The organism is Acidovorax sp. 107, from assembly GCF_003058055.1.
Classification (GTDB): domain Bacteria; phylum Pseudomonadota; class Gammaproteobacteria; order Burkholderiales; family Burkholderiaceae_C; genus Acidovorax.
The window spans coordinates 1,084,328-1,101,975 of record NZ_QBTZ01000001.1; the positions used below are offsets into that span (position 1 = coordinate 1,084,328).

The following is a 17,648-nucleotide window of genomic DNA, read 5'->3' on the forward strand; positions in this document are numbered from 1 at the left end:
TCATCGTTGGCGGGGTGGGGCAGGGGGCTGGCTTCTTTTGGTGGGTGTGGCCGGTGCCGCATTGTCCCGCAGCTGTGTCTGCAAAAATTCCAGGAACATCCGCACCGCAGCGGGCAGGGTGCGGCCGCTCAGGGTTTGCAGCTCGGCGGCGCGGGCGTTCATGCCGGGCTCGCGGATCTGCGCCGCGTGCAGCTCGCCGCGCTGCACCCGGTCGCGCACCGTCACCTCGCCCGAGATGGACAGGCCGCCGCCATGCAGCACAAAGTGCATCAGCGTCTCGAAGTGGTTGCACACCAGCGCGGGCTCGAAGACCAAGCCGCGCTGGCTGCAGCCAATGTCGAACAGCTGGCGCACGGTGTTGTCGCGCTCGGGCAGGGCGATGGGGTAGGCGTGCATCTGCGCCAGCGTGACGGAGTGGGCGCGTGCCAGCGCGTGGTCGGGCCGCATGATGGCAATGACGGGCGCGGCCTGGCGGTGCTGCACCACGATGTCCCGCTCGGCCGAGCGGCTGTAGGTCAGGCCAATGTCCGCGTCGCCGTTGAGTACTGCCACGGTCACTGCTGCCGGGCTGGCCACGCGCAGGTGGAACTGAATGCCGGGGTACTGCAGGCGGAACTGCGCCATCACACGTGGCAAAAACTCGATGGCAAAACCCGCCGAGCTGCAAATGCGCACCAGCCCCGTGCGCAGGCCCTGCAGCGCCTGGATGTCGGAGACCACGCGGTCGGCCTCCAGCGCGCCGCGCCGTGCATGGGCGGCCAGCAACTCGCCCGCAGCGCTGGGCGCCATGCCGCGCGGGCGCCGGTCAAACAGCGGCACGCCCAGCAGGTCTTCGAGGGCGGCCACCTGGCGACTCACGGCCGAGGGCGATACATTCAGGCGCGTGGCGGCCTCGCTGACGGAGCCGCTGCGCACCACCTCCAGAAAGTAGCGCAGCGCGGTGTCCTGCAAGCGGCTGGAAAGCATGGGGGCCTTTCGGGGTGTGGATTGCATAAAACGCAAAGATAACCCCAGAAATCGTCGATTGTCGAAACGCAGCGGGCTGCGTATGCTGACTCGCCAATGACACATTCAACGGCCCCAGCACCCATGTCTTCTGCAAACAGCCTTCCCCCGGGCGACACCCCCAGCCGCATCGTGGACCACACGGCCACCGGCCTGTCGCGCGCCATCCACGCGCGCGAGGTCTCCTGCACCGAGGTGCTGGACGCCTACCTGGCCCAGGTGGACCGGCTCAACCCCGTGGTGAACGCTCTGGTGGCGATGGTGGACCGCAACGCCCTGCGCGCGCAGGCGGCGGAGCGCGATGCGCAACTGGCGCGCGGCGAGAGTCGGGGCCCGCTGCATGGGTTTCCGCAGGCGCCCAAGGACATCATGCCCGCTGCGGGCATGGTCACTACGCGGGGCTCGCCCATCTTTGCCGGGCAGGTCTCGGCCACGGATGCGGTGGTGTTCGAGCGCATGCGCGCGGGCGGTGCGCTCTTCATTGGCCGCAGCAATTCGCCGGAGTTTGGCCTGGGCGGCCACACCTACAACCCGGTGTACGGCACCACGCGCAACGCCCACAACCCGGCCGTATCGGCGGGCGGCAGCAGCGGTGGGGCGGCGGTGGCGGTGGCATTGCACATGCTGCCCGTGGCTGATGGCTCGGACATGATGGGATCGCTGCGCACGCCAGCGGCCTTCAACAATGTGTATGGGCTGCGCACCTCGTTCGGCTTGGTGCCGCATGGGCCGACAGAAGAAGTGTTCTTCCAGCAGTTCAGCGTGGCCGGGCCCATGGCCCGCAACATTCCGGACCTGGCGCTGCTGCTGTCGGTGCAGGCGGGTTTTGATGCGCGCCTGCCGCTCACGCGCCGCCACGAGGATGTTGCCCTGCTGGGCCAGCCGCTGGAGCGCGACTGGCGCGGTGCCCGCATCGGCTGGCTGGGCGACCTGGGCGGCCACCTGTCCACCGAGCCCGGTGTGCTGGCCACCTGCGAAAAGGCGCTGGAACACTTCCGCTCCGCAGGCTGCACGGTGGAGTCCGTCGTGCCCGCGTTCGACCTGAAGCAGCTGTGGAACGCATGGATCGACCTGCGCAGCTTCAGCGTGGCAGGGGCCAATGCGGCCTTGTATCGCAACCCGGCCACGCATGCGCTGCTCAAACCCGAGGCGGTGTGGGAGATCGAGCGCGGCATGCGCCTGACTGCCTTGCAGGTGTACGACGCAGCCCGTGTGCGCAGCGCGTGGTACCAGTTGCTGCGCGGCCTGTTCGAGCAGTTCGATTTTCTGGTGCTGCCCGCCGCACAGGTCTTCCCGTTCGATGCCGCTATGGACTGGCCCCACGAAGTCGGCGGCCGGACCATGGACACCTACCACCGCTGGATGGAGGCCGTGGTGCCCGCCACCATGGCTGGGCTGCCCGCGCTGGCAGCCCCCGCAGGCTTCGGCCCCAGCGGCCTGCCTGCGGGTCTGCAGATCATCGGCCCGGCGCAGTCTGACGCCGCCGTGCTGCAGATCGGCCACGCCTACGACCAGGCCAGCGGGTATGCGCGCCAGCGAAGTCCCTTGCTGGATTGATGGGGGCCTGGCCGTTCGCCATTCCTTACCACACCGTTACCCCCCTCGCTTTTGTCAATGTGCTTTCTGGAGAGCTTCACCATGCTGCGTTCCCGCTTCGTATCGAGTCTTCTGCTCAGTGCCCTGGTACTGGGCGCGCCCGGCCTGGCGCAGGCACAGACTTACCCTGACCGGCCCATCAAGCTGGTCGTGCCTTTTGCAGCAGGTGGCGCGACCGACATCCTGGGGCGGTTGCTGGCCACAGCCATGGGCGAGCGCCTGGGGCAGCCCATGGTGGTCGAGAACCGACCCGGCGCGGGCACGGTGGTGGCAGCATCCGTGGTGGCCAAGGCGCCTGCTGACGGCTACACGCTGCTGCTCGGGTCCAACACCACGCTCACGATGAACCCGGCCATTCGCACGAACCTGCCGTACGACCCCCTCAAGAGCTTCACGCCCCTGGCCCTGGTGGCCGACATGGGGTTGCTGCTGGTGGCCCACAACGACACCCCGGGCCAGTCGCTCAAGGACATCGTGGCCCAGGCCAAGGCGGCGCCGGACAAGTTTTCGTATGGCTCCTACGGCACGGGCTCGTCGGTGCACTTTGGCGCCGAGATGCTCAAGACCACGGCAGGCTTTCCGATGATGCATGTGCCTTTCAACGGCAGCTCGCCCAGCCTTACGGCGCTGATGGGCGGGCAGGTGCAACTGGCGGTGGACACCGTGGTGGCGTCCACGCCGCTCATCAAGTCCGGCAAGATCAAGGCGATTGCGGCGCTCAGTCCTCAGCGCCTGGCCCTGCTGCCCAATGTGCCCACGGTGGCCGAAAGCGGCTACCCCGGCTTTGACATGGGATCGTGGTTTGCCTTTGTGGGGCCCGCAGGCCTGCCCGCACCCGTGCAGAAGAAGCTGGAAAAGGCCCTGGCCGAGACCATGGCCTCGTCGGAGTTCAAGAAGAAGATGGTGGACATCGGCCTCACACCCCTGGGTGGCAATGGGGATGCGCTGCGCGCACGCATTGAGCGCGAGCTGCCGCTGATGCGCGCCGTGGCGGCGCGGGCGGATATCCGGGTGGATTGACGGTGGGCGCCGGAACCTGGCTGATCAGCCTTTCAGCGTCGCCCGACAGGTTTCAGCGCGCCCGCTTGACTGGGATGCACAGCCAGCACGGAAAGCGCCCGGTGGCCGGGTCCACCGCAAAGTCCTCGTCGTAAATTTCCAGCGCGGCGCGGGGCTCGCATTCCCAGCCTTCGGGAATCTGGCCCGGCGCGCCCATCTGCGCCCAGGCGGCAGCGATCTCGGGCCCGGTGCCCACAAAGTGCATGCAGGCGTAATCGCCGCCTTCGTAGTCCATCACCTGCACATCGGGCCCGGTGCGCAGGCCCACGCCAATCTGCACCGCTGCGTCATAGCGGCACCGCTCGGGCGGCGTGCAGGCCGGGTCGTCGTGGCTGAAGCCGTAAAACTTGGGTCGCGGATCATTCAGGCGATTTGCGGCACACCAGCTGCCAAAACGCTCCCACAGCTCGGTCAGGCCCGGGTGGCCGTAAGCGCCGGTGTGGCGCATGGTGGCAAGGCGCATGCGGGGCAGGGTGCGGATGGTCAAGGTCATGGCGGGCAGGGCAATGGCGTGGAGGGAAAACCCAGTTTAGAGCCTGTCGGACGGACACCGCATGAATCCTGCGTCGCAATTGGCGACAATGCACGGTTTGTTGCCAACCACTTCTGTCCACGCCATGCAATTTGCCGACCGCCTGAACAACGTAGAAACCTCCGCCATCCGCGAGCTTTTCAAGCTGCTGGGCAAGCCCGGCATCATCAGCTTTGCAGGCGGATTCCCCGACAGCGCGATGTTCGACGTGGAAGGCATCCGCGCCGCCAGCAATGCTGCCCTGGCCGAAGAACCCGGTGCGGCGCTGCAGTACGGTGCCACCGAAGGCTATAACCCGTTGCGCGAGCAACTGGCCGCCTTCATGACCAGCAAGGGCGCCAGGGATGTGGCGGCCGAACACCTCATCGTCACCACCGGCAGCCAGCAGGCGCTGGACCTGCTGGGCAAGACGCTCATCAGCCCCGGCGACAAGGTGATTGTGGAAGGCCCGACCTTCCTGGCAACCATCCAGTGCTTCCGCCTGTATGGCGCCGAACTCATCAGCGCGCCCATCGACGGCAACGGCGTGAAGACCGACGAGCTGGAAAAGCTCATCGCCGAACACAAGCCCAAGTTCGTTTACCTGATCCCTACCTTCGGCAACCCCAGCGGCGCCATGCTGAGCCTGGAGCGCCGCAAGGCCGTGCTGGCAATGGCCGTGAAGCACAACACGCTGATCGTCGAGGACGATCCTTATGGCGATCTGTATTTTGGCGATGCGCCTCCCCCTAGTCTGCTGAATCTGTCGGCCACCGTGCCCGGCAGCCGCGATCTGCTGGTGCACTGCGGCAGCCTGAGCAAGGTGCTGTCGCCCGGCCTGCGCGTGGGCTGGATGATTGCCCCGGCCGAGTTGCTGGGCAAGGCCACCATGTGCAAGCAGTTCAGCGATGCACACACCAGCACCTTTGCGCAGGCCACGGCCGCGCAGTACCTCAAGGCCGGCCGCATGCCTGGCACGCTGGCCAACGTGCGCAAGGTGTATGCCGAACGTGCCCAGGCCATGGGCGACGCGCTGCGCAAGGAACTGGGCGACGCCATCGAATTTGTGCAGCCCCAGGGCGGCCTGTTCGTGTGGGCGCGCCTGACGGGCGCAGGCGGCAAGGTGGCCGATGGCAACGTGCTGGCCAAGCGCGCGATTGAAAAGGGTGTGGCCTTTGTGCCCGGCACGCCGTTCTTCTGCGCCAACCCCGACCACGCCACCTTCCGCCTGTCGTTCGCGACGGCCGATGTGGACAAGATCCGCGAAGGCGTCGCGCGCCTGGGCCAGGCGATCTGACGCCTCCATGTCCGACACCAACGATCTCGCCAACGTTCTCCAGCGCCTTGAAAGCCTGGAGATCAAGGCCAGCTTTACCGAAGACTTGCTGGACCAGCTGAACATGACCATCTACCAGCAGCAGCAACTGATCGACCGGTTGACGCACGAGGTCATCCAGCTGCGCCAGCAAGCGCCTGAAGGCGGCTCGAACGGCCCGCGCAACCTGCGCGACGAGCTGCCGCCACATTACTGATCGGAGCTGATCCGATCGCTCGGTCTACGCCCTGACGGACCGCCAGGCAGCCTCGGCCAGCTCGGTGCGGTAGGTAGTCGGCGAGGGCAAACCGCCCTGTGCCGCGTTGCCCGACAGCCAGGCCCTGCAGTAGCTCTGCACTGGCCCCATCACCAGTGACGGCATCAGCTCGCACGGCAGGTCGCGCAGCGCGCCGGACCGGCGGTGGGGCTCAAACCAGGCCACCAGCGCCTGGTTGCGGCGGCGCGCGGCCTCGGCCAGGTCTGGCGTGCGCGGGCCGGCGGCCACGGCGCCCCGCGCCTGAAACAGAAAACGCGCCCGCTCGGGCTGCGCCACCACCCAGTCCAGATAGCCCGTGACCAGGGCCTGCACGCCCGCCTCCACGCCCTGGGCGGCATCCAGCTGCGCCTGCACGCTGCGCGACTGGTCGTGATAAATCTCGAAGAACAGCGCCGCCACGATGCCGTCGCGGTTGCCAAAGTGGTGATAGATGCTGCCCACGCTGGCCCCGCAGCGCGCGCGCACGCCGTCGATGGTGACCGCATCCACGCCGCCTTCGGCCGCGCAGGCCAGGGCGGCGTTCAGGATGTCCTGGCGGCGGTCGGTGGGGGCTTCAGCAGGGGATGAAGTGGGGGGCGGGGAATTGCGGCTTGCCATGGAACGTGATTCTAGAATAAAGTTCTAGAAAATACTTCTAGTCCACAATCCTCCCATGCATTCCTCTCCTTCCATGGCCGCTCCTGCCGCCCCTGCAGCCGCTGCCTCCATGCCCGGTGCCGCCTTGTACCCGCACCTGCTCGCCCCCCTCGACCTGGGGTTCACCACCCTCAAAAACCGCGTGCTCATGGGCTCCATGCACACGGGGCTGGAGGATGGGCGCGACCTCTCGCGCATGGCGGCGTACTTCCGCGAGCGGGCTGAGGGTGACGTGGGCTTGATCGTGACGGGTGGCTTTGCTCCCAACATCGCGGGCTGGGCCAAGCCGTTTGCGGGCACGCTGGCGACCTCGGGCGCGGCCAAGCGCCACCGCGTGGTGACCGAGGCCGTGCATACAGCGGGCGGCAAGATCGCGCTGCAGATCCTGCACACCGGGCGCTACGCCTACCACCCGCTGGCCGTGGCGCCCTCGCGGCTGCAGTCGCCGATTTCGCCGTTCACGCCGTTCGCGCTGTCGGCACGGGGGGTGGAGCGGCAGATCCGCGCCTTCGTCAATTGCGCGATGAAGGCGCGCGAGGCCGGGTACGACGGCGTGGAGGTGATGGGCTCCGAGGGTTATTTCATCAATCAGTTTCTGTCGCAGGCCACCAACTTGCGGCGCGATGAATGGGGCGGCGACTACAGCCACCGCATGCGCTTGCCGGTGGAGATTCTGGCCCGCATGCGCGAGGCCGTTGGCAAGGACTTCATCATCATCTACCGCCTGTCGATGATCGACCTGGTGCCCGGCGGCAGCGCTTGGGACGAGATCGTCACCCTGGGCAAGGCCGTGGCCATGGGCGGGGCGAACATCGTGAACACCGGCATTGGCTGGCACGAGGCGCGGGTGCCCACCATTGCCACCAGTGTGCCGCGCGCAGCGTTTGCGTGGGTCACGCAGAAGATGAAGGCCGAGTTCGCGGCGGCAGGCATTGCCACACCGCTGGTCACGTCCAACCGCATCAACACGCCCGAGGTGGCCGAGCAGGTGCTGGCCGAGGGCTGCGCCGACATGGTGTCCATGGCTCGCCCGCTGCTGGCCGATGCCGCGTTTGTGAAGAAGGCTGCGCAGGGCCGGGCCGACCGCATCAACACCTGCATCGCCTGCAACCAGGCCTGCCTGGACCATGTGTTCCAGAACAAGACCAGCAGTTGTCTCGTCAACCCGCGCGCCTGCCATGAGACCGAGTTGGTGTACCGCCCCGTGTCGTCGCGTAAGCGCGTGGCTGTGGTGGGCGCGGGGCCAGCGGGCCTCACCGCCGCCACGGTGGCCGCCGAGCGGGGGCATGAGGTGCACCTGTTTGACGCCGCGCCCGCCATCGGCGGCCAGCTCAACATGGCCAAGGTGATTCCGGGCAAGGAAGAGTTCCACGAAATGCTGCGCTACCTGGGTACACGCGTGGACGACACGGGCGTGCAACTGCACCTGAACCAGCGCGTGCAGGCCGCCGACCTTGTGGGCTTTGACGAGGTCATCGTCGCGACCGGCGTGGAACCTCGCGACCCGAAGATCCCCGGCCAGGACCACCCCAAGGTGCTGAGCTACATCGACGTGCTGAAGCGCGGCAAGCCCGTGGGCGAGCGCGTGGCCATCATCGGCGCGGGAGGCATCGGCTTTGACGTGGCCGAATTCCTCACGCATGGCGATCACCTCTCCACCACGCTCGATTTGTCTGCCTGGAAGGCCGAATGGGGCATCACCGATCCGGCCGAGGCGCGCGGTGGCCTGGCCACCAGTGGCCCGCGCGTGACGCCCCCTGCACGGCAGGTGACGCTGCTGCAGCGCAAGAAGGGCAAGCTCGGCGCGGGCCTGGGCAAGACCACGGGCTGGATTCACCGCACCACGCTCAAGATGAAAGAGGTGCAAATGGTGAGCGGCGTGAACTACGAGCGCATTGCCGACGAGGGCCTGCTGGTGTCTTATGGCGAAAAACGAGAGGACCCGACCTGGATCCCGTGCGACACCGTCGTGCTGTGTGCGGGGCAGGTGCCGCTTTTCAGCCTGGCGCAGGCACTGGAAGCCCAGGGCCTGAAGCCCCATCGGATTGGCGGAGCGCTGGAGGCCGGTGAGCTGGACGCCAAGCGCGCCATCGACCAGGCGGCGCGTCTGGCGGCCCGGCTGTAGAGGTCGCGGTGTGCGTACCGCCCGGAGGGCGGGCTACTTGACCTGCTGGGCGTGTTGTTGAGGTGTTTTTGGTTGGTAGCGCCGGAAGAATATGCCTGAGTAGCTATTGTTTTGATAGTAAATGTGCTGCCGTTACTGCGATGGTGTGCCGCTGCGGCCGTGCCCGCCCAGTCCCTCAGGCGGGCAGGTCCAAGGCGTTGAACACCCGCAGCGCGGCCCAGGCGTCGTTGGCGGCGTACACCAGTTGGGCCTCGCTGAGCTGCGGGTTGGCCCAGTTGGATGTGGCGGCTTTTTTGGACTTGATAAAGCGCTTGTTGAACAGCACCGCCACTGCGCCCTTCACGCCCATGTCCTTGCGGTAGCCCTGCTTTCGGAACACGGTGTTCAGCTCCAGCACATCGGCCGGCTGCACGCCCAGCTTGTGCTGGATGCGCTTGGTGTCGTCCCCCAGGCCAAAGCCCGCCTTGGTCACACCCTGCAGGGCCAGCAGCTCGGCCACGCGCGCGCGGCAGCCGGGGTCGTGCAACTGGAACACCCAGGCCCGTTCCAGCGTGGCCAGTTGCACGATGTGCGGACCGTCCGATGACTGCCCCTGCACAAAGGTGGGTTTGGACTCGGTGTCGAAGCCCCAGGCGCTGGCGCTGGCCAAGGCTTTGCAGGCCTGGTCGGCCTGAGCGGGCGTGGAGACCAGCGCTATGCGGTCTGTGCCCAGGCGCTCAAAGGGCTCCAGTAGGGCGATCTGTTCTTTGTCTGGCGTGGGGCGTTGGGCGGTGCGCGCAGAGGGGTGGTGGAGAGCGGAAGCCGGCTGGCGCAGGGAGGGAGGAGGGGCCGTCATGCTGGCCATTGTGCCGCGCGGGGCCCCACGCCCTTCCTCTTTCTGTGCGTACTGCATGCAGCTGTGCAGGCGCAGCGTCTGGCAGCGTCAGCGCTTGCTGGCTTTGCGCAAGCGGGGTGCTTCCGCCACGTGCGCCAGGGCCTGTTCACAGGCTGCCACGGCCAGCGCCTGGCGTCCCGCCAGCCAGCCTACGCCAAACCAGGCGTTGGATTTGCCCGCCTCAGCGCTCTCGCGGTACAGCGCGGCGGCTACGCGCTCGTCGTTGAGGCGGCCCAGTGCTGACAGCGCGGGCTGCAGGCTGTCCAGAAACCGGGCGCTGTGTGCATCCAGCGCGGGCGCCACGAACTCGGTGAGGTAGCGCAAGCGTTTAAGGCGCTTGCGCAGGCGGTGCTGCGCCTGTGGCGTGCGCGCGGCAAAGCCCCGGGTGCCTTTTTGCACCTGGGCATGCAGTGCGCGCAGGCGGTGCTGCAGCAGGCGACGTGTGGCCCGGGTGTCCAGGCCCGCCGGGTCGTCGCCAGTGGCGTCCAGGCCCTGGGTGGTGAAGGCCATCAGGCCCACCAGCGCGCCCTGGAAGGCTGCGTTGCGCACGATGTGCGCGGCGGTGGCTTGCCCTGCGTCTGCACTCTTTTGCGACGGCAGGTGTGGTGCTCCGGCGGCGTGCAGTTCGGTTTCGATGCGTTCCATCACCTGGCTGCGGTCCCGCAAATGGCCGAGCTGCTGGAACACATCGACCAGGGGCGGCTCCCAGGCGGGGTCGAAGCTGCCGGGGGCCAGCGGTGCCAGCTCGCGCAAGGCGGTGCGCAGGCGGCGGATGCCGATGCGCAACTGGTGCACCTGCTCATCGTCGTTTGCGCCTTCGGCGATGTCGCTGGCAGGGCCTACCATCTGCTGCAGGCAATGCGCCACCACGGCGCGCTGCAGCGCGGGCCCTGGCGGCAGTGGCAGGGAGGGGTAGGTCAGCGGCCGGGGCTTGCGTGCGGGCCTGCCACCGGGTGCTGCCAGCAGCCGCTCGCCCCGCTCGGCCTTGGACACGGTGCTCAGAAACAGCCCGTGGCGCGCGGACCATTGGGTGGCGAGCGCCGCCAGGCCCGCCACTGTCCCGGCCTTGAGTTCAAGCTCCAGTTCGCAAATCGGGGCCTCGGCCTGCTGCGGTGTGCCCCGGTGGGCCACCACCCGACCGGTGTCCAGTGCCAGCTCGACCACCGCCCCCTGTCGGGTGATGTCGCGGGTCATGCGGTCCATCTCGGTGCCGTAGGTTTCTTCGAGCGGGCCGCTGGCGGCCTGCAGCGCCTGTAGCAGCCGGGCACCCGCCACGGTGCCGTCGTGCAGCTGGGGCAGGGGTTCAGGCGCTGCGCCAGCGGTGGCTGGGCCGCGGGCGACGTTGTGCTCTTGCCGGTCCAGCGGGCCGTCGCCCAACGCCTTGACGGTTTGCACCCATTGGTCGCCCTCACGGCGCAATCGAAACGCAATGCCCCGGGAGGCCAGGGCGCCATCGGGCGTGTCGAAGTAGCGCGCCTCCATGCGGACGGTGACCCACCGGCCCCGGCGCACGGCCGCCTGCACAGCGGCAAGGCGCTCGGGCGGGATACAGAACTTGAATTCAATTTCCATGGTGGCCGCATTATCCCGTGGTATCGCCGTTGCGGCGCGATGCTGGATTATGGGCGACCGATAACACTGTGAAAGTATTTAAAACTCGATGAGTTTTATTGAATTGATTAACTATATCGGACGATTGAAGGAGGAAATCAGGCTCATGCCCAGTGGTTTGCCTTGATTATCCCGAATGGAGGTAATGATTTTGAATGCCGAGGCCTGAACCCGGTCTGGCAGGCGGACAAAATTATTTTCCTGCACCAGGGTATCGCCATTGAGGAACGACCAGAGGATGAACCGGAGCGCCTGGGCCGTCTGGTCAGGGTTCTGCGTGACCTTGGGGAACACCACAAACGTGCCCATGGTGATGGGCCACACCGATTTGCCGGGCCGCTGGGTCAAGGTGCTGTTGAAAACCCCGGTGGCCGCCCAATCGCTGTTGGCCAGGGCGGCCTTGAACGCATCGATGGAGGGTTTGACATAAACGCCGTCGGCGTTTTTCATCTGCACAGAGGTCAGTCCGTATTCAGCCACATAGCCGTGGTCCACATACCCAATGGCACCCACCGTGTCGCGCACGCCCTTGGCCACGCCGTCGCTGCCTTTGAAGGCCAGCACCCCCGCGGGCCAGGCGATGCTGGTTTTGGCGCCGTACGAGGTTTTCCATTTGGGACTCACCTTGCCCAGATAGTCCGCAAAGTTGTAGGTGGTGCCGGAGCCATCGGCACGCACCACCACCTTGATGGGCAGGTCGGGCAGGGAGATGTCGGGGTTCAGGGCCGTGATTTCTGGCGCATTCCAGCGGCCAATCTCGCCCATGAAGATGCGGCTGAGTACCTCGCCCGTGAGGCGCAACTGGGCGTTTTGCACCTTGGGCAGGTTGACGATGGGGCTGATGCCGGTGATGGCCACGGGCAGCGCCAGCAGACCCTGTTCGATCAGGTCCTTGTCAGCCGGGTACACATCGGTTGCACCAAATCCCACGGCCTGTTGCTGGATTTTTTTCATGCCTGCGCTGGAACCCACCGGGTCATAGTCCACCGCGCTGCCGGTGGCCTTGGCATAGGCCTTGGCCCAGCTGCGGTAGATGGGCGCGGCTGCCGACGACCCGGCGCCCGTCACGGCTTGTGCGCTGGCAGGGATCGCGTGCCACAGGCTCGCTGCAAGCAGAAAAATGGAGTAAATATATTTCATGTGTTTTATTTAATGGTTTTTTATGAATAACGATATGCCATGCGATTCTGATGCAACGGAAATTTACGCAACGCGCGATCCTCGTCGGATGTGCGTTCAGCGCGCCAATCCTAGCAAAAAGGGGCGGATTTTAAAGGCTGCCTTGGAGGTCCGGGGTTTCTCTGCTCGTCATTAATCTGTCATTTGAAACAATTAGTATCTTTCGCAGACAGCCAGGGGCCGGTGCGCGGGGCCAAGGTGCTGCGCCATGGGCTTGTGCTCAGCGGCAGCACGCGTTTGCCTCCCACAAGATGGCGGCGCCCTGGTGGACCTTCACGAAAGATTCAGATGCTTCAAAAAATGAAAATTGGTACCCGCCTGGCCTTGGCATTTGCCGTGCTGTTGCTGCTGATCTCGGCCCTGGCGGCCGGCGGCATCAGCGGCGCCAAGCGGTTGACCGAGCGCAGCGCAGCCTTGTATGGCGACCGCACCGTGCCCATGGGTGTGCTGGCCGAGATCAGCCACCTGACGCAGCGCAACCGGGTGCTGGTAATGGACATGCTGATGGACCCTGGCACCAGCAACCTGGAGGCCAGCCACGCGGCTCTGAGCGCCAATGTCGAGCGCATCCAGGCCCTGTGGAAAGACTACGCCGCCAAGCCGCTGGGGGCTGAGGAGCAAGCCCTGGCGCAGGCCTTTGCCGACGCCAACGCCACCTACCTGGACAAAGGCCTGATCCCGGCGTCGGCCGCGCTGGTGGCGGGCAAGTACGACGATGGCTCGGAGTTGTATATCACCCAGATCCGTCCCAACGCGCTCAAGGTGCAGGACGCCATCGAGCGCCTGGTGGCCCTGCAGATCAATGTGGCCGCGGCAGAGTTTGCAGGGGCCCGTGCGATGAGCGACACCATCCACTGGTGGATGCTGGCGGCCACTGCCCTGGCGTTGATGGTGGGGGCCGCGATGGCCTGGGTCATCACCCGCTCCATCTCGCGGCCGCTGCGTCAGGCCGTGGTGCTGGCGCGCACTGTGGCGGGTGGCGATCTGACGGCGCACATTGATGTGCGTGGCAATGACGAGACAGCCGAGCTGCTGGGGGCCCTGCGCGAGATGAACCACCAGCTGGTGCGCGTGATCACCGAGGTGCGCGCCAGTACCGAGACCGTTGCCCACGAGGCGGTGGTGATGGCGGGTGGCACCGAGGACCTGGCGCGCCGCACCGAGGTGCAGGCGTCCAACCTGCAGGAGACTGCCGCGTCGATGGAGCAGCTGACCATCACGGTGCAGCACAACACCGACAACGCCCAGCGTGCCACCGCCTTGGCGCAGGAGGCGAGCAATGTGGCCAATGAGGGCGGCAGCGTGATGCGCGACGTGATCGCGACCATGCAGGAGATCAAGGTCCAGTCGCAAAAGATCACGGACATCATCAAGGTGATCGACGACATCGCCTTCCAGACCAACCTGCTGGCACTCAATGCGGCGGTAGAGGCTGCCCGTGCCGGTGAGCAGGGCCGGGGCTTTGCGGTGGTGGCGGGCGAGGTGCGCGGGCTGTCGCAGCGCAGCAGCATGGCAGCGCGCGAGATCCGCGGCTTGATTTCGGCCAGCGTGCAGGGGGTGGAGCGCGGATCGACCCTGGTGGGGCAGGCGGGCGAGCGCGTGGCCAACACCGTGCACCATGTGAACCAGGTGGTGTCGCTCATCACCGCCATCAAGGACGCGGGGCAAGAGCAGGCCCGGGGCATTGCCCAGATCGGCGAGGCCGTGCGCCAGCTGGACGCGGCCACGCAAAAGAACGCTGCTCTGGTGGATGACAGTTCGTCCGCCTCGACTGGTATGAAGAACCAGGTGCGGCGCTTGCTGGAGGTGATTCACCAGTTCCGCCTGGCGCCCGATGCCGCTTTGTCCGGGGCAGCTGTCCCCCGGTTGCCGGCCGGCGGCCCAGCGCCTGCGGCTGCTGTGCTGCAGGGTGGCGGGGCCAACCCGGCGCAGCTGGCTCTGTCGGCGCGCTAAGCGGTCCAGCGCATGCAACCCAGGCCACCGGTGCTCTGCGGCGTTCAGACCTGCAGTGCCTGGCCCCCGACTCAGCCATGAACCGCACCGATGTCCTGATCGCCATCGCCGAAGTGGCCCGCAGCGGCGGTGCCGCCGCGCCGGAGGACGCCATCTCGCAACTGGCCATGATCATTGATGACCTGGAGCTGTCCTGTAGCGGATCGGAGCATGTGATGGAGATGCTGCTGGGCATCGCCGCCTGCCTGTGGAACCTGCAGCAGGAGCGGATGCGGCTGTAGTCAGCCACGGGCCTTGGGTGCCTCCGTTGCACTGCCCGCCTGGCGTTTCATCCCGCCACCGCCGCTGCGCAACTCCTGCGATCGTCCACCGGCTCTTGGCGCTTAATCGTCTTGCGCTTCAAGCGACGCCACCTGGTTGCGCCCCCGGTGCTTTGCCAGGTACAGCGCCTGGTCGGCACGGTCTAGCATGTCGCGCAGGCTGCGGTCGCTCTGGCGGAAGGTGCCCACCCCCAGGCTGGTGGTGAAGCGGTAGCTGTGGCCGGCATCGTCCGTGAGCTGCAGCGCGCGAATGCTGTGCAGCATGCGCGTGGCGACCTCCAGGCCTTCTGCCAGGGTGGTCAGTGGCAGCAGCACGCCAAACTCTTCACCACCCAGCCGACCCACCGTATCGCTGGCGCGCAACTGGCCTTTGATGGCCTGCGCAAACGCCAACAGGGCACGGTCACCTTCCAGGTGGCCAAAACGGTCGTTGATGGCCTTGAAGTGGTCCAGGTCCAGCATCAGCAAGGTAAGGGGCTCGCCGTTGCTGCGCGAATGGGCATAGGCCGACTCGGCACATTCCAGAAACGCGCGGCGGTTGGCAATGCCTGTCAGCATGTCGGTGGTGGCGAGGCGCTGCAGTTCGCGCTCCAGGTTCTTGCGCTGCGTCACATCGCGGTAGATGCCTTCGACCCCCGCAAAATTGCCCGCGTGGTCGTACAGCAAATGGCTGCTGATGGAGATGTCGATCACGGTGCCGTCGCGCCGCACCATCTGGCCCGGAAAATCCGACACCTCGCCGTGCTCCATGATGGCGGCCTTGAAAGCGTCGCGGTCGGTGCTCTGCGGGTAGTAGGACTCGGCGGTGCGCCCTTCGATCTCATGGGGCTCGTAGCCCAGCACCCGGCGCACGCCGGGGCCCACATGCTGCACGACGCCCTGCGCATCGGTGCGGTAGTACACGTCCTGCATGTTCTCGAACAGGCGCCGGAAGCTTTGCTCGCTCTCGCGCAACTGGGCCTCGATCTCGCTCTGGTGCGTCATGTCCATGCCGCACATCAGCACGGCGGGCGCGCCGTCCCATTCAATGGCCACGCTGCTGATCAGCACCATGCGCAGGTTGCCAAGCTCGGTGCGAATGCGGAACTCGGAGGACTTGTTGGGCCGCCCGGCCTGCTCGGGCACGGCCACTTGCTGAATGCGGTTGGTGGAGCGCACCTGGTCCAGGGGGTGCACAAAGTCGCCGGACAGCCGCCCGATCAGGCTGTCAATGCTGGGCGCTTCCAGCAATTCCATGCTGGCGGCGTTGGCGAAACGAATGGCGCCCTTTTGCGTGACAAGCACGGCCGCTGGCAGCAGGTGCAGCAGGCGCAGGTCGTGGTTCATGGGCTTGGCGGTAACCAAAAGTAATACACCATTGTGGCACCTGGATGCGGGGGCGTGAACCAGCAACTGTCACAGGCGGTACCATCGCCCATGAGAAAAACTTTCCAACTCCACGTTGAAGGCAAGAACCGCGACCGCGTTCTGGATGCCGTCAAGCACGAAATCCGCAAGTACATCAAGCGCGAACGGCGCCGTGACCTGCCTGAAGGCGCCGACTTCTGGGACTTTGATTGCCAGTTTGGCCCGACCAAGGAAGACGCCGCCGTGGCGCGCCTGTCGGCGTTGACCGGGCTGATCAACGGCGTGGCCGCCGAGGGCGGCGCCCAGTTCTATGTCGAGATTCTGGCCAAGCCTGGCAAGCGCACCCCTCGGCCTGCTGGCGAGGCGCCGCGCGCCGGGGCCGATGATTGGGACGAAGACGGAGAAGAAGGCGCGTGAAACCGGGGCTGGGCGGCCGCCGCGCCCAGCCACCCAGGCCCACCCCGTATGCAAGCCAGCACTGCAGGCCCCTTTTCAGGGGCCTTTTTTGTGCTCGGTCGGGGCGTGGGCTGTTGCTGCCGCGGAAGCGGCGCGCAGCTTGTCCTTCTTGCTGGGGCGTTTGCCCTTGACGCCGCCGGTGCCCTGGGGGTCGGTGGTCGATGCGGGGGCTGGAGTGTCGGTGGGTTCAAAGCCCGCGATCTGCTCGCGTGGGATAGTGAGGTGCTGGCGCTTTTCGATCAGCCGGAAATGCGCCTCGGCATCGGCCGTCACAAAGCTCACAGCCATGCCGCTTTCGCCCGCCCGGCCAGTGCGACCGATGCGGTGCACGTAGTCCACCGCCGAGCGGGGCAGGTCGTAGTTCACCACGGCAGGCAGCTGGGCGATGTCAATGCCGCGCGCTGCCAGGTCGGTGGTGACCACCACCTGCCAGCGGTCGTCCTTGAACTCCTGCAGCACCTGGTTGCGGGCACCCTGGCTCAGGCCGCCGTGGAAGGGCGTGGCATAGATGCCCGCTTTGTACAGTTTTCCGGCCACGTGCTCGGCGGCGTACTGCGTGGCCACAAACACCAGCACGCGCGACCAGTTGTGCTCCTTGACCAGGTGGCGCAGCAGCTGGGTGCGGCGGCTGGCGTCCACCGCAATGGCGCGTTGTTCGATGGCGGGTTCGTTGCCCGGCGTATGGGGCACCTCCACGCGCACAGGCTGCTTCAGCAGGCCATCCGCCAGGGCCTGCACCGCGGCGGGGAAAGTGGCCGAGAAGAACAGGTTTTGCCGCTGCGCAGGCAGCAGCGCCAGCACGCGCTGCAGTTCTTCCGCAAAGCCCAGGTCCAGCAGCCGGTCGGCTTCGTCCAGCACCAGGTGTGCGACGGCTGACAGGCGCAGGGCGTTGTGGTCTACCAGGTCCAGCAGGCGCCCCGGCGTGGCCACCACAATGTCGGCACCGCCGCGCAAGCCCAGCATCTGCGGGTTGATCGACACGCCACCAAACACGATGGCGATCTTGAGCGGCTGCTGCAGGTGCTGCGCCAGGCTGCGCAGCACTTCGCCCACCTGCGCGGCCAGTTCGCGGGTGGGCACCAGCACCAGGGCGCGCACCCGGCGTGGCCCCCCGGTGGCGCTGAGCTGCAGTTGCTGCAGCAAAGGCAGGGCAAAGGCCGCCGTCTTGCCCGACCCCGTCTGCGCCGCACCCAGCAGATCCGCCCCTTGCAGGATGGCAGGAATGGCGCGCGCCTGAATGGGGGTGGGCGTTACAAAGCCTGCTTTGTCGGCAGCATGGACGAGGGCAGGGGACAGACCGAGGGAAGCAAAAGGCATGGAAGGGCGCTGGGGAGGCGTTGAAGGGGGCCCGCAAGGCAGCGCGGATGGAACGGTACAGGCCTGC

Annotated in this window: 16 protein-coding genes; 8 read left to right on the forward strand and 8 right to left on the reverse strand. The window is 66.6% G+C overall.

Annotated features, from left to right (window positions below; genetic code table 11):
- On the reverse strand, positions 1 to 966 hold the full coding sequence (locus C8C99_RS05150; RefSeq protein WP_108625144.1) for a LysR family transcriptional regulator: 966 nt from the start codon (positions 964 to 966) through the stop codon (positions 1 to 3).
- A 123-nt stretch (positions 967 to 1,089) separates the two neighbouring features.
- Here C8C99_RS05150 and C8C99_RS05155 point away from each other — a divergent pair, with 123 nt between their 5' ends.
- Together C8C99_RS05155 and C8C99_RS05160 are read left to right on the forward strand one after the other, a co-directional pair.
- On the forward strand, positions 1,090 to 2,562 hold the full coding sequence (locus C8C99_RS05155; protein ID WP_108625145.1) for an amidase: 1,473 nt from the start codon (positions 1,090 to 1,092) through the stop codon (positions 2,560 to 2,562).
- An 81-nt stretch (positions 2,563 to 2,643) separates the two neighbouring features.
- Positions 2,644 to 3,621, forward strand: coding sequence for a tripartite tricarboxylate transporter substrate binding protein (locus tag C8C99_RS05160; RefSeq protein WP_108625146.1), 978 nt, complete (start codon positions 2,644 to 2,646; stop codon positions 3,619 to 3,621).
- A gap of 52 nt (positions 3,622 to 3,673) precedes the next feature.
- Here C8C99_RS05160 and C8C99_RS05165 read toward each other — a convergent pair whose 3' ends face one another.
- The gene (locus C8C99_RS05165; protein ID WP_108625147.1) at positions 3,674 to 4,153 is read right to left on the reverse strand and encodes a GyrI-like domain-containing protein; all 480 of its coding nucleotides are present in this window, start codon (positions 4,151 to 4,153) and stop codon (positions 3,674 to 3,676) included.
- Positions 4,154 to 4,277: 124 nt separating this feature from the next.
- Between C8C99_RS05165 and C8C99_RS05170 the strand changes: the two genes are divergently transcribed.
- Together C8C99_RS05170 and C8C99_RS05175 are read left to right on the forward strand one after the other, a co-directional pair.
- Positions 4,278 to 5,468 carry a PLP-dependent aminotransferase family protein gene (locus C8C99_RS05170; RefSeq protein ID WP_108625148.1) on the forward strand — a complete coding sequence of 397 codons (1,191 nt, stop codon included), beginning with the start codon at positions 4,278 to 4,280 and terminating at the stop codon, positions 5,466 to 5,468.
- Between the two features lie 7 nt (positions 5,469 to 5,475).
- On the forward strand, positions 5,476 to 5,703 hold the full coding sequence (locus C8C99_RS05175; RefSeq protein WP_008906148.1) for a SlyX family protein: 228 nt from the start codon (positions 5,476 to 5,478) through the stop codon (positions 5,701 to 5,703).
- Between the two features lie 24 nt (positions 5,704 to 5,727).
- Here the strand turns inward: C8C99_RS05175 and C8C99_RS05180 are convergent, their stop codons facing one another.
- The gene (locus tag C8C99_RS05180) at positions 5,728 to 6,360 is read right to left on the reverse strand and encodes a TetR/AcrR family transcriptional regulator (protein ID WP_108625149.1); all 633 of its coding nucleotides are present in this window, start codon (positions 6,358 to 6,360) and stop codon (positions 5,728 to 5,730) included.
- A 109-nt stretch (positions 6,361 to 6,469) separates the two neighbouring features.
- Between C8C99_RS05180 and C8C99_RS05185 the strand changes: the two genes are divergently transcribed.
- Positions 6,470 to 8,524 (forward strand): NADPH-dependent 2,4-dienoyl-CoA reductase, encoded by a 2,055-nt coding sequence (locus C8C99_RS05185; RefSeq protein ID WP_108627048.1) that lies wholly within the window; start codon positions 6,470 to 6,472, stop codon positions 8,522 to 8,524.
- Between the two features lie 175 nt (positions 8,525 to 8,699).
- On the opposite strand, the gene C8C99_RS05190 is transcribed toward C8C99_RS05185, so the two are convergent.
- From C8C99_RS05190 to pstS, 3 genes are all read right to left on the reverse strand, one after another.
- The gene (locus C8C99_RS05190) at positions 8,700 to 9,368 is read right to left on the reverse strand and encodes a 3'-5' exonuclease (protein WP_082576725.1); all 669 of its coding nucleotides are present in this window, start codon (positions 9,366 to 9,368) and stop codon (positions 8,700 to 8,702) included.
- Between the two features lie 78 nt (positions 9,369 to 9,446).
- Positions 9,447 to 10,970: a CYTH and CHAD domain-containing protein gene (locus tag C8C99_RS05195; RefSeq protein WP_108625150.1), complete on the reverse strand. Its 1,524-nt coding sequence runs from the start codon at positions 10,968 to 10,970 to the stop codon at positions 9,447 to 9,449.
- Between the two features lie 111 nt (positions 10,971 to 11,081).
- On the reverse strand, positions 11,082 to 12,149 hold the full coding sequence (pstS, locus tag C8C99_RS05200) for a phosphate ABC transporter substrate-binding protein PstS (RefSeq protein ID WP_108625151.1): 1,068 nt from the start codon (positions 12,147 to 12,149) through the stop codon (positions 11,082 to 11,084).
- A 339-nt stretch (positions 12,150 to 12,488) separates the two neighbouring features.
- Between pstS and C8C99_RS05205 the strand changes: the two genes are divergently transcribed.
- Both C8C99_RS05205 and C8C99_RS05210 read left to right on the forward strand, forming a co-directional pair.
- Positions 12,489 to 14,141, forward strand: a complete 1,653-nt coding sequence (locus C8C99_RS05205) for a methyl-accepting chemotaxis protein (protein WP_233247162.1) — start codon at positions 12,489 to 12,491, stop codon at positions 14,139 to 14,141.
- 77 nt (positions 14,142 to 14,218) lie between these two features.
- Positions 14,219 to 14,422 carry a hypothetical protein gene (locus C8C99_RS05210; protein WP_056638382.1) on the forward strand — a complete coding sequence of 68 codons (204 nt, stop codon included), beginning with the start codon at positions 14,219 to 14,221 and terminating at the stop codon, positions 14,420 to 14,422.
- A 102-nt stretch (positions 14,423 to 14,524) separates the two neighbouring features.
- Here the strand turns inward: C8C99_RS05210 and C8C99_RS05215 are convergent, their stop codons facing one another.
- The gene (locus tag C8C99_RS05215) at positions 14,525 to 15,787 is read right to left on the reverse strand and encodes a sensor domain-containing diguanylate cyclase (RefSeq protein ID WP_108625152.1); all 1,263 of its coding nucleotides are present in this window, start codon (positions 15,785 to 15,787) and stop codon (positions 14,525 to 14,527) included.
- A gap of 90 nt (positions 15,788 to 15,877) precedes the next feature.
- Between C8C99_RS05215 and C8C99_RS05220 the strand changes: the two genes are divergently transcribed.
- A complete protein-coding gene (locus tag C8C99_RS05220) occupies positions 15,878 to 16,225 on the forward strand; it encodes a DUF6172 family protein (protein WP_108625153.1) in 348 nt (115 codons plus the stop codon).
- Positions 16,226 to 16,300: 75 nt separating this feature from the next.
- On the opposite strand, the gene C8C99_RS05225 is transcribed toward C8C99_RS05220, so the two are convergent.
- Positions 16,301 to 17,581, reverse strand: coding sequence for a DEAD/DEAH box helicase (locus C8C99_RS05225; protein WP_108625154.1), 1,281 nt, complete (start codon positions 17,579 to 17,581; stop codon positions 16,301 to 16,303).
- Positions 17,582 to 17,648: the final 67 nt, after the last annotated feature.

Excerpts from the sequence above, each read along its gene's own strand:
- C8C99_RS05150 (WP_108625144.1), bottom strand. The coding sequence starts at position 966 with ATGCTTTCCAGCCGCTTGCAGGACACCGCGCTGCGCTACTTTCTGGAG.
- C8C99_RS05155 (WP_108625145.1), top strand. The coding sequence starts at position 1,090 with ATGTCTTCTGCAAACAGCCTTCCCCCGGGCGACACCCCCAGCCGCATC.
- C8C99_RS05160 (WP_108625146.1), top strand. The coding sequence starts at position 2,644 with ATGCTGCGTTCCCGCTTCGTATCGAGTCTTCTGCTCAGTGCCCTGGTA.
- C8C99_RS05165 (WP_108625147.1), bottom strand. The coding sequence starts at position 4,153 with ATGACCTTGACCATCCGCACCCTGCCCCGCATGCGCCTTGCCACCATG.
- C8C99_RS05170 (WP_108625148.1), top strand. The coding sequence starts at position 4,278 with ATGCAATTTGCCGACCGCCTGAACAACGTAGAAACCTCCGCCATCCGC.
- C8C99_RS05175 (WP_008906148.1), top strand. The coding sequence starts at position 5,476 with ATGTCCGACACCAACGATCTCGCCAACGTTCTCCAGCGCCTTGAAAGC.
- C8C99_RS05180 (WP_108625149.1), bottom strand. The coding sequence starts at position 6,360 with ATGGCAAGCCGCAATTCCCCGCCCCCCACTTCATCCCCTGCTGAAGCC.
- C8C99_RS05185 (WP_108627048.1), top strand. The coding sequence starts at position 6,470 with ATGCCCGGTGCCGCCTTGTACCCGCACCTGCTCGCCCCCCTCGACCTG.
- C8C99_RS05190 (WP_082576725.1), bottom strand. The coding sequence starts at position 9,368 with ATGGCCAGCATGACGGCCCCTCCTCCCTCCCTGCGCCAGCCGGCTTCC.
- C8C99_RS05195 (WP_108625150.1), bottom strand. The coding sequence starts at position 10,970 with ATGGAAATTGAATTCAAGTTCTGTATCCCGCCCGAGCGCCTTGCCGCT.
- pstS (WP_108625151.1), bottom strand. The coding sequence starts at position 12,149 with ATGAAATATATTTACTCCATTTTTCTGCTTGCAGCGAGCCTGTGGCAC.
- C8C99_RS05205 (WP_233247162.1), top strand. The coding sequence starts at position 12,489 with ATGAAAATTGGTACCCGCCTGGCCTTGGCATTTGCCGTGCTGTTGCTG.
- C8C99_RS05210 (WP_056638382.1), top strand. The coding sequence starts at position 14,219 with ATGAACCGCACCGATGTCCTGATCGCCATCGCCGAAGTGGCCCGCAGC.
- C8C99_RS05215 (WP_108625152.1), bottom strand. The coding sequence starts at position 15,787 with ATGAACCACGACCTGCGCCTGCTGCACCTGCTGCCAGCGGCCGTGCTT.
- C8C99_RS05220 (WP_108625153.1), top strand. The coding sequence starts at position 15,878 with ATGAGAAAAACTTTCCAACTCCACGTTGAAGGCAAGAACCGCGACCGC.
- C8C99_RS05225 (WP_108625154.1), bottom strand. The coding sequence starts at position 17,581 with ATGCCTTTTGCTTCCCTCGGTCTGTCCCCTGCCCTCGTCCATGCTGCC.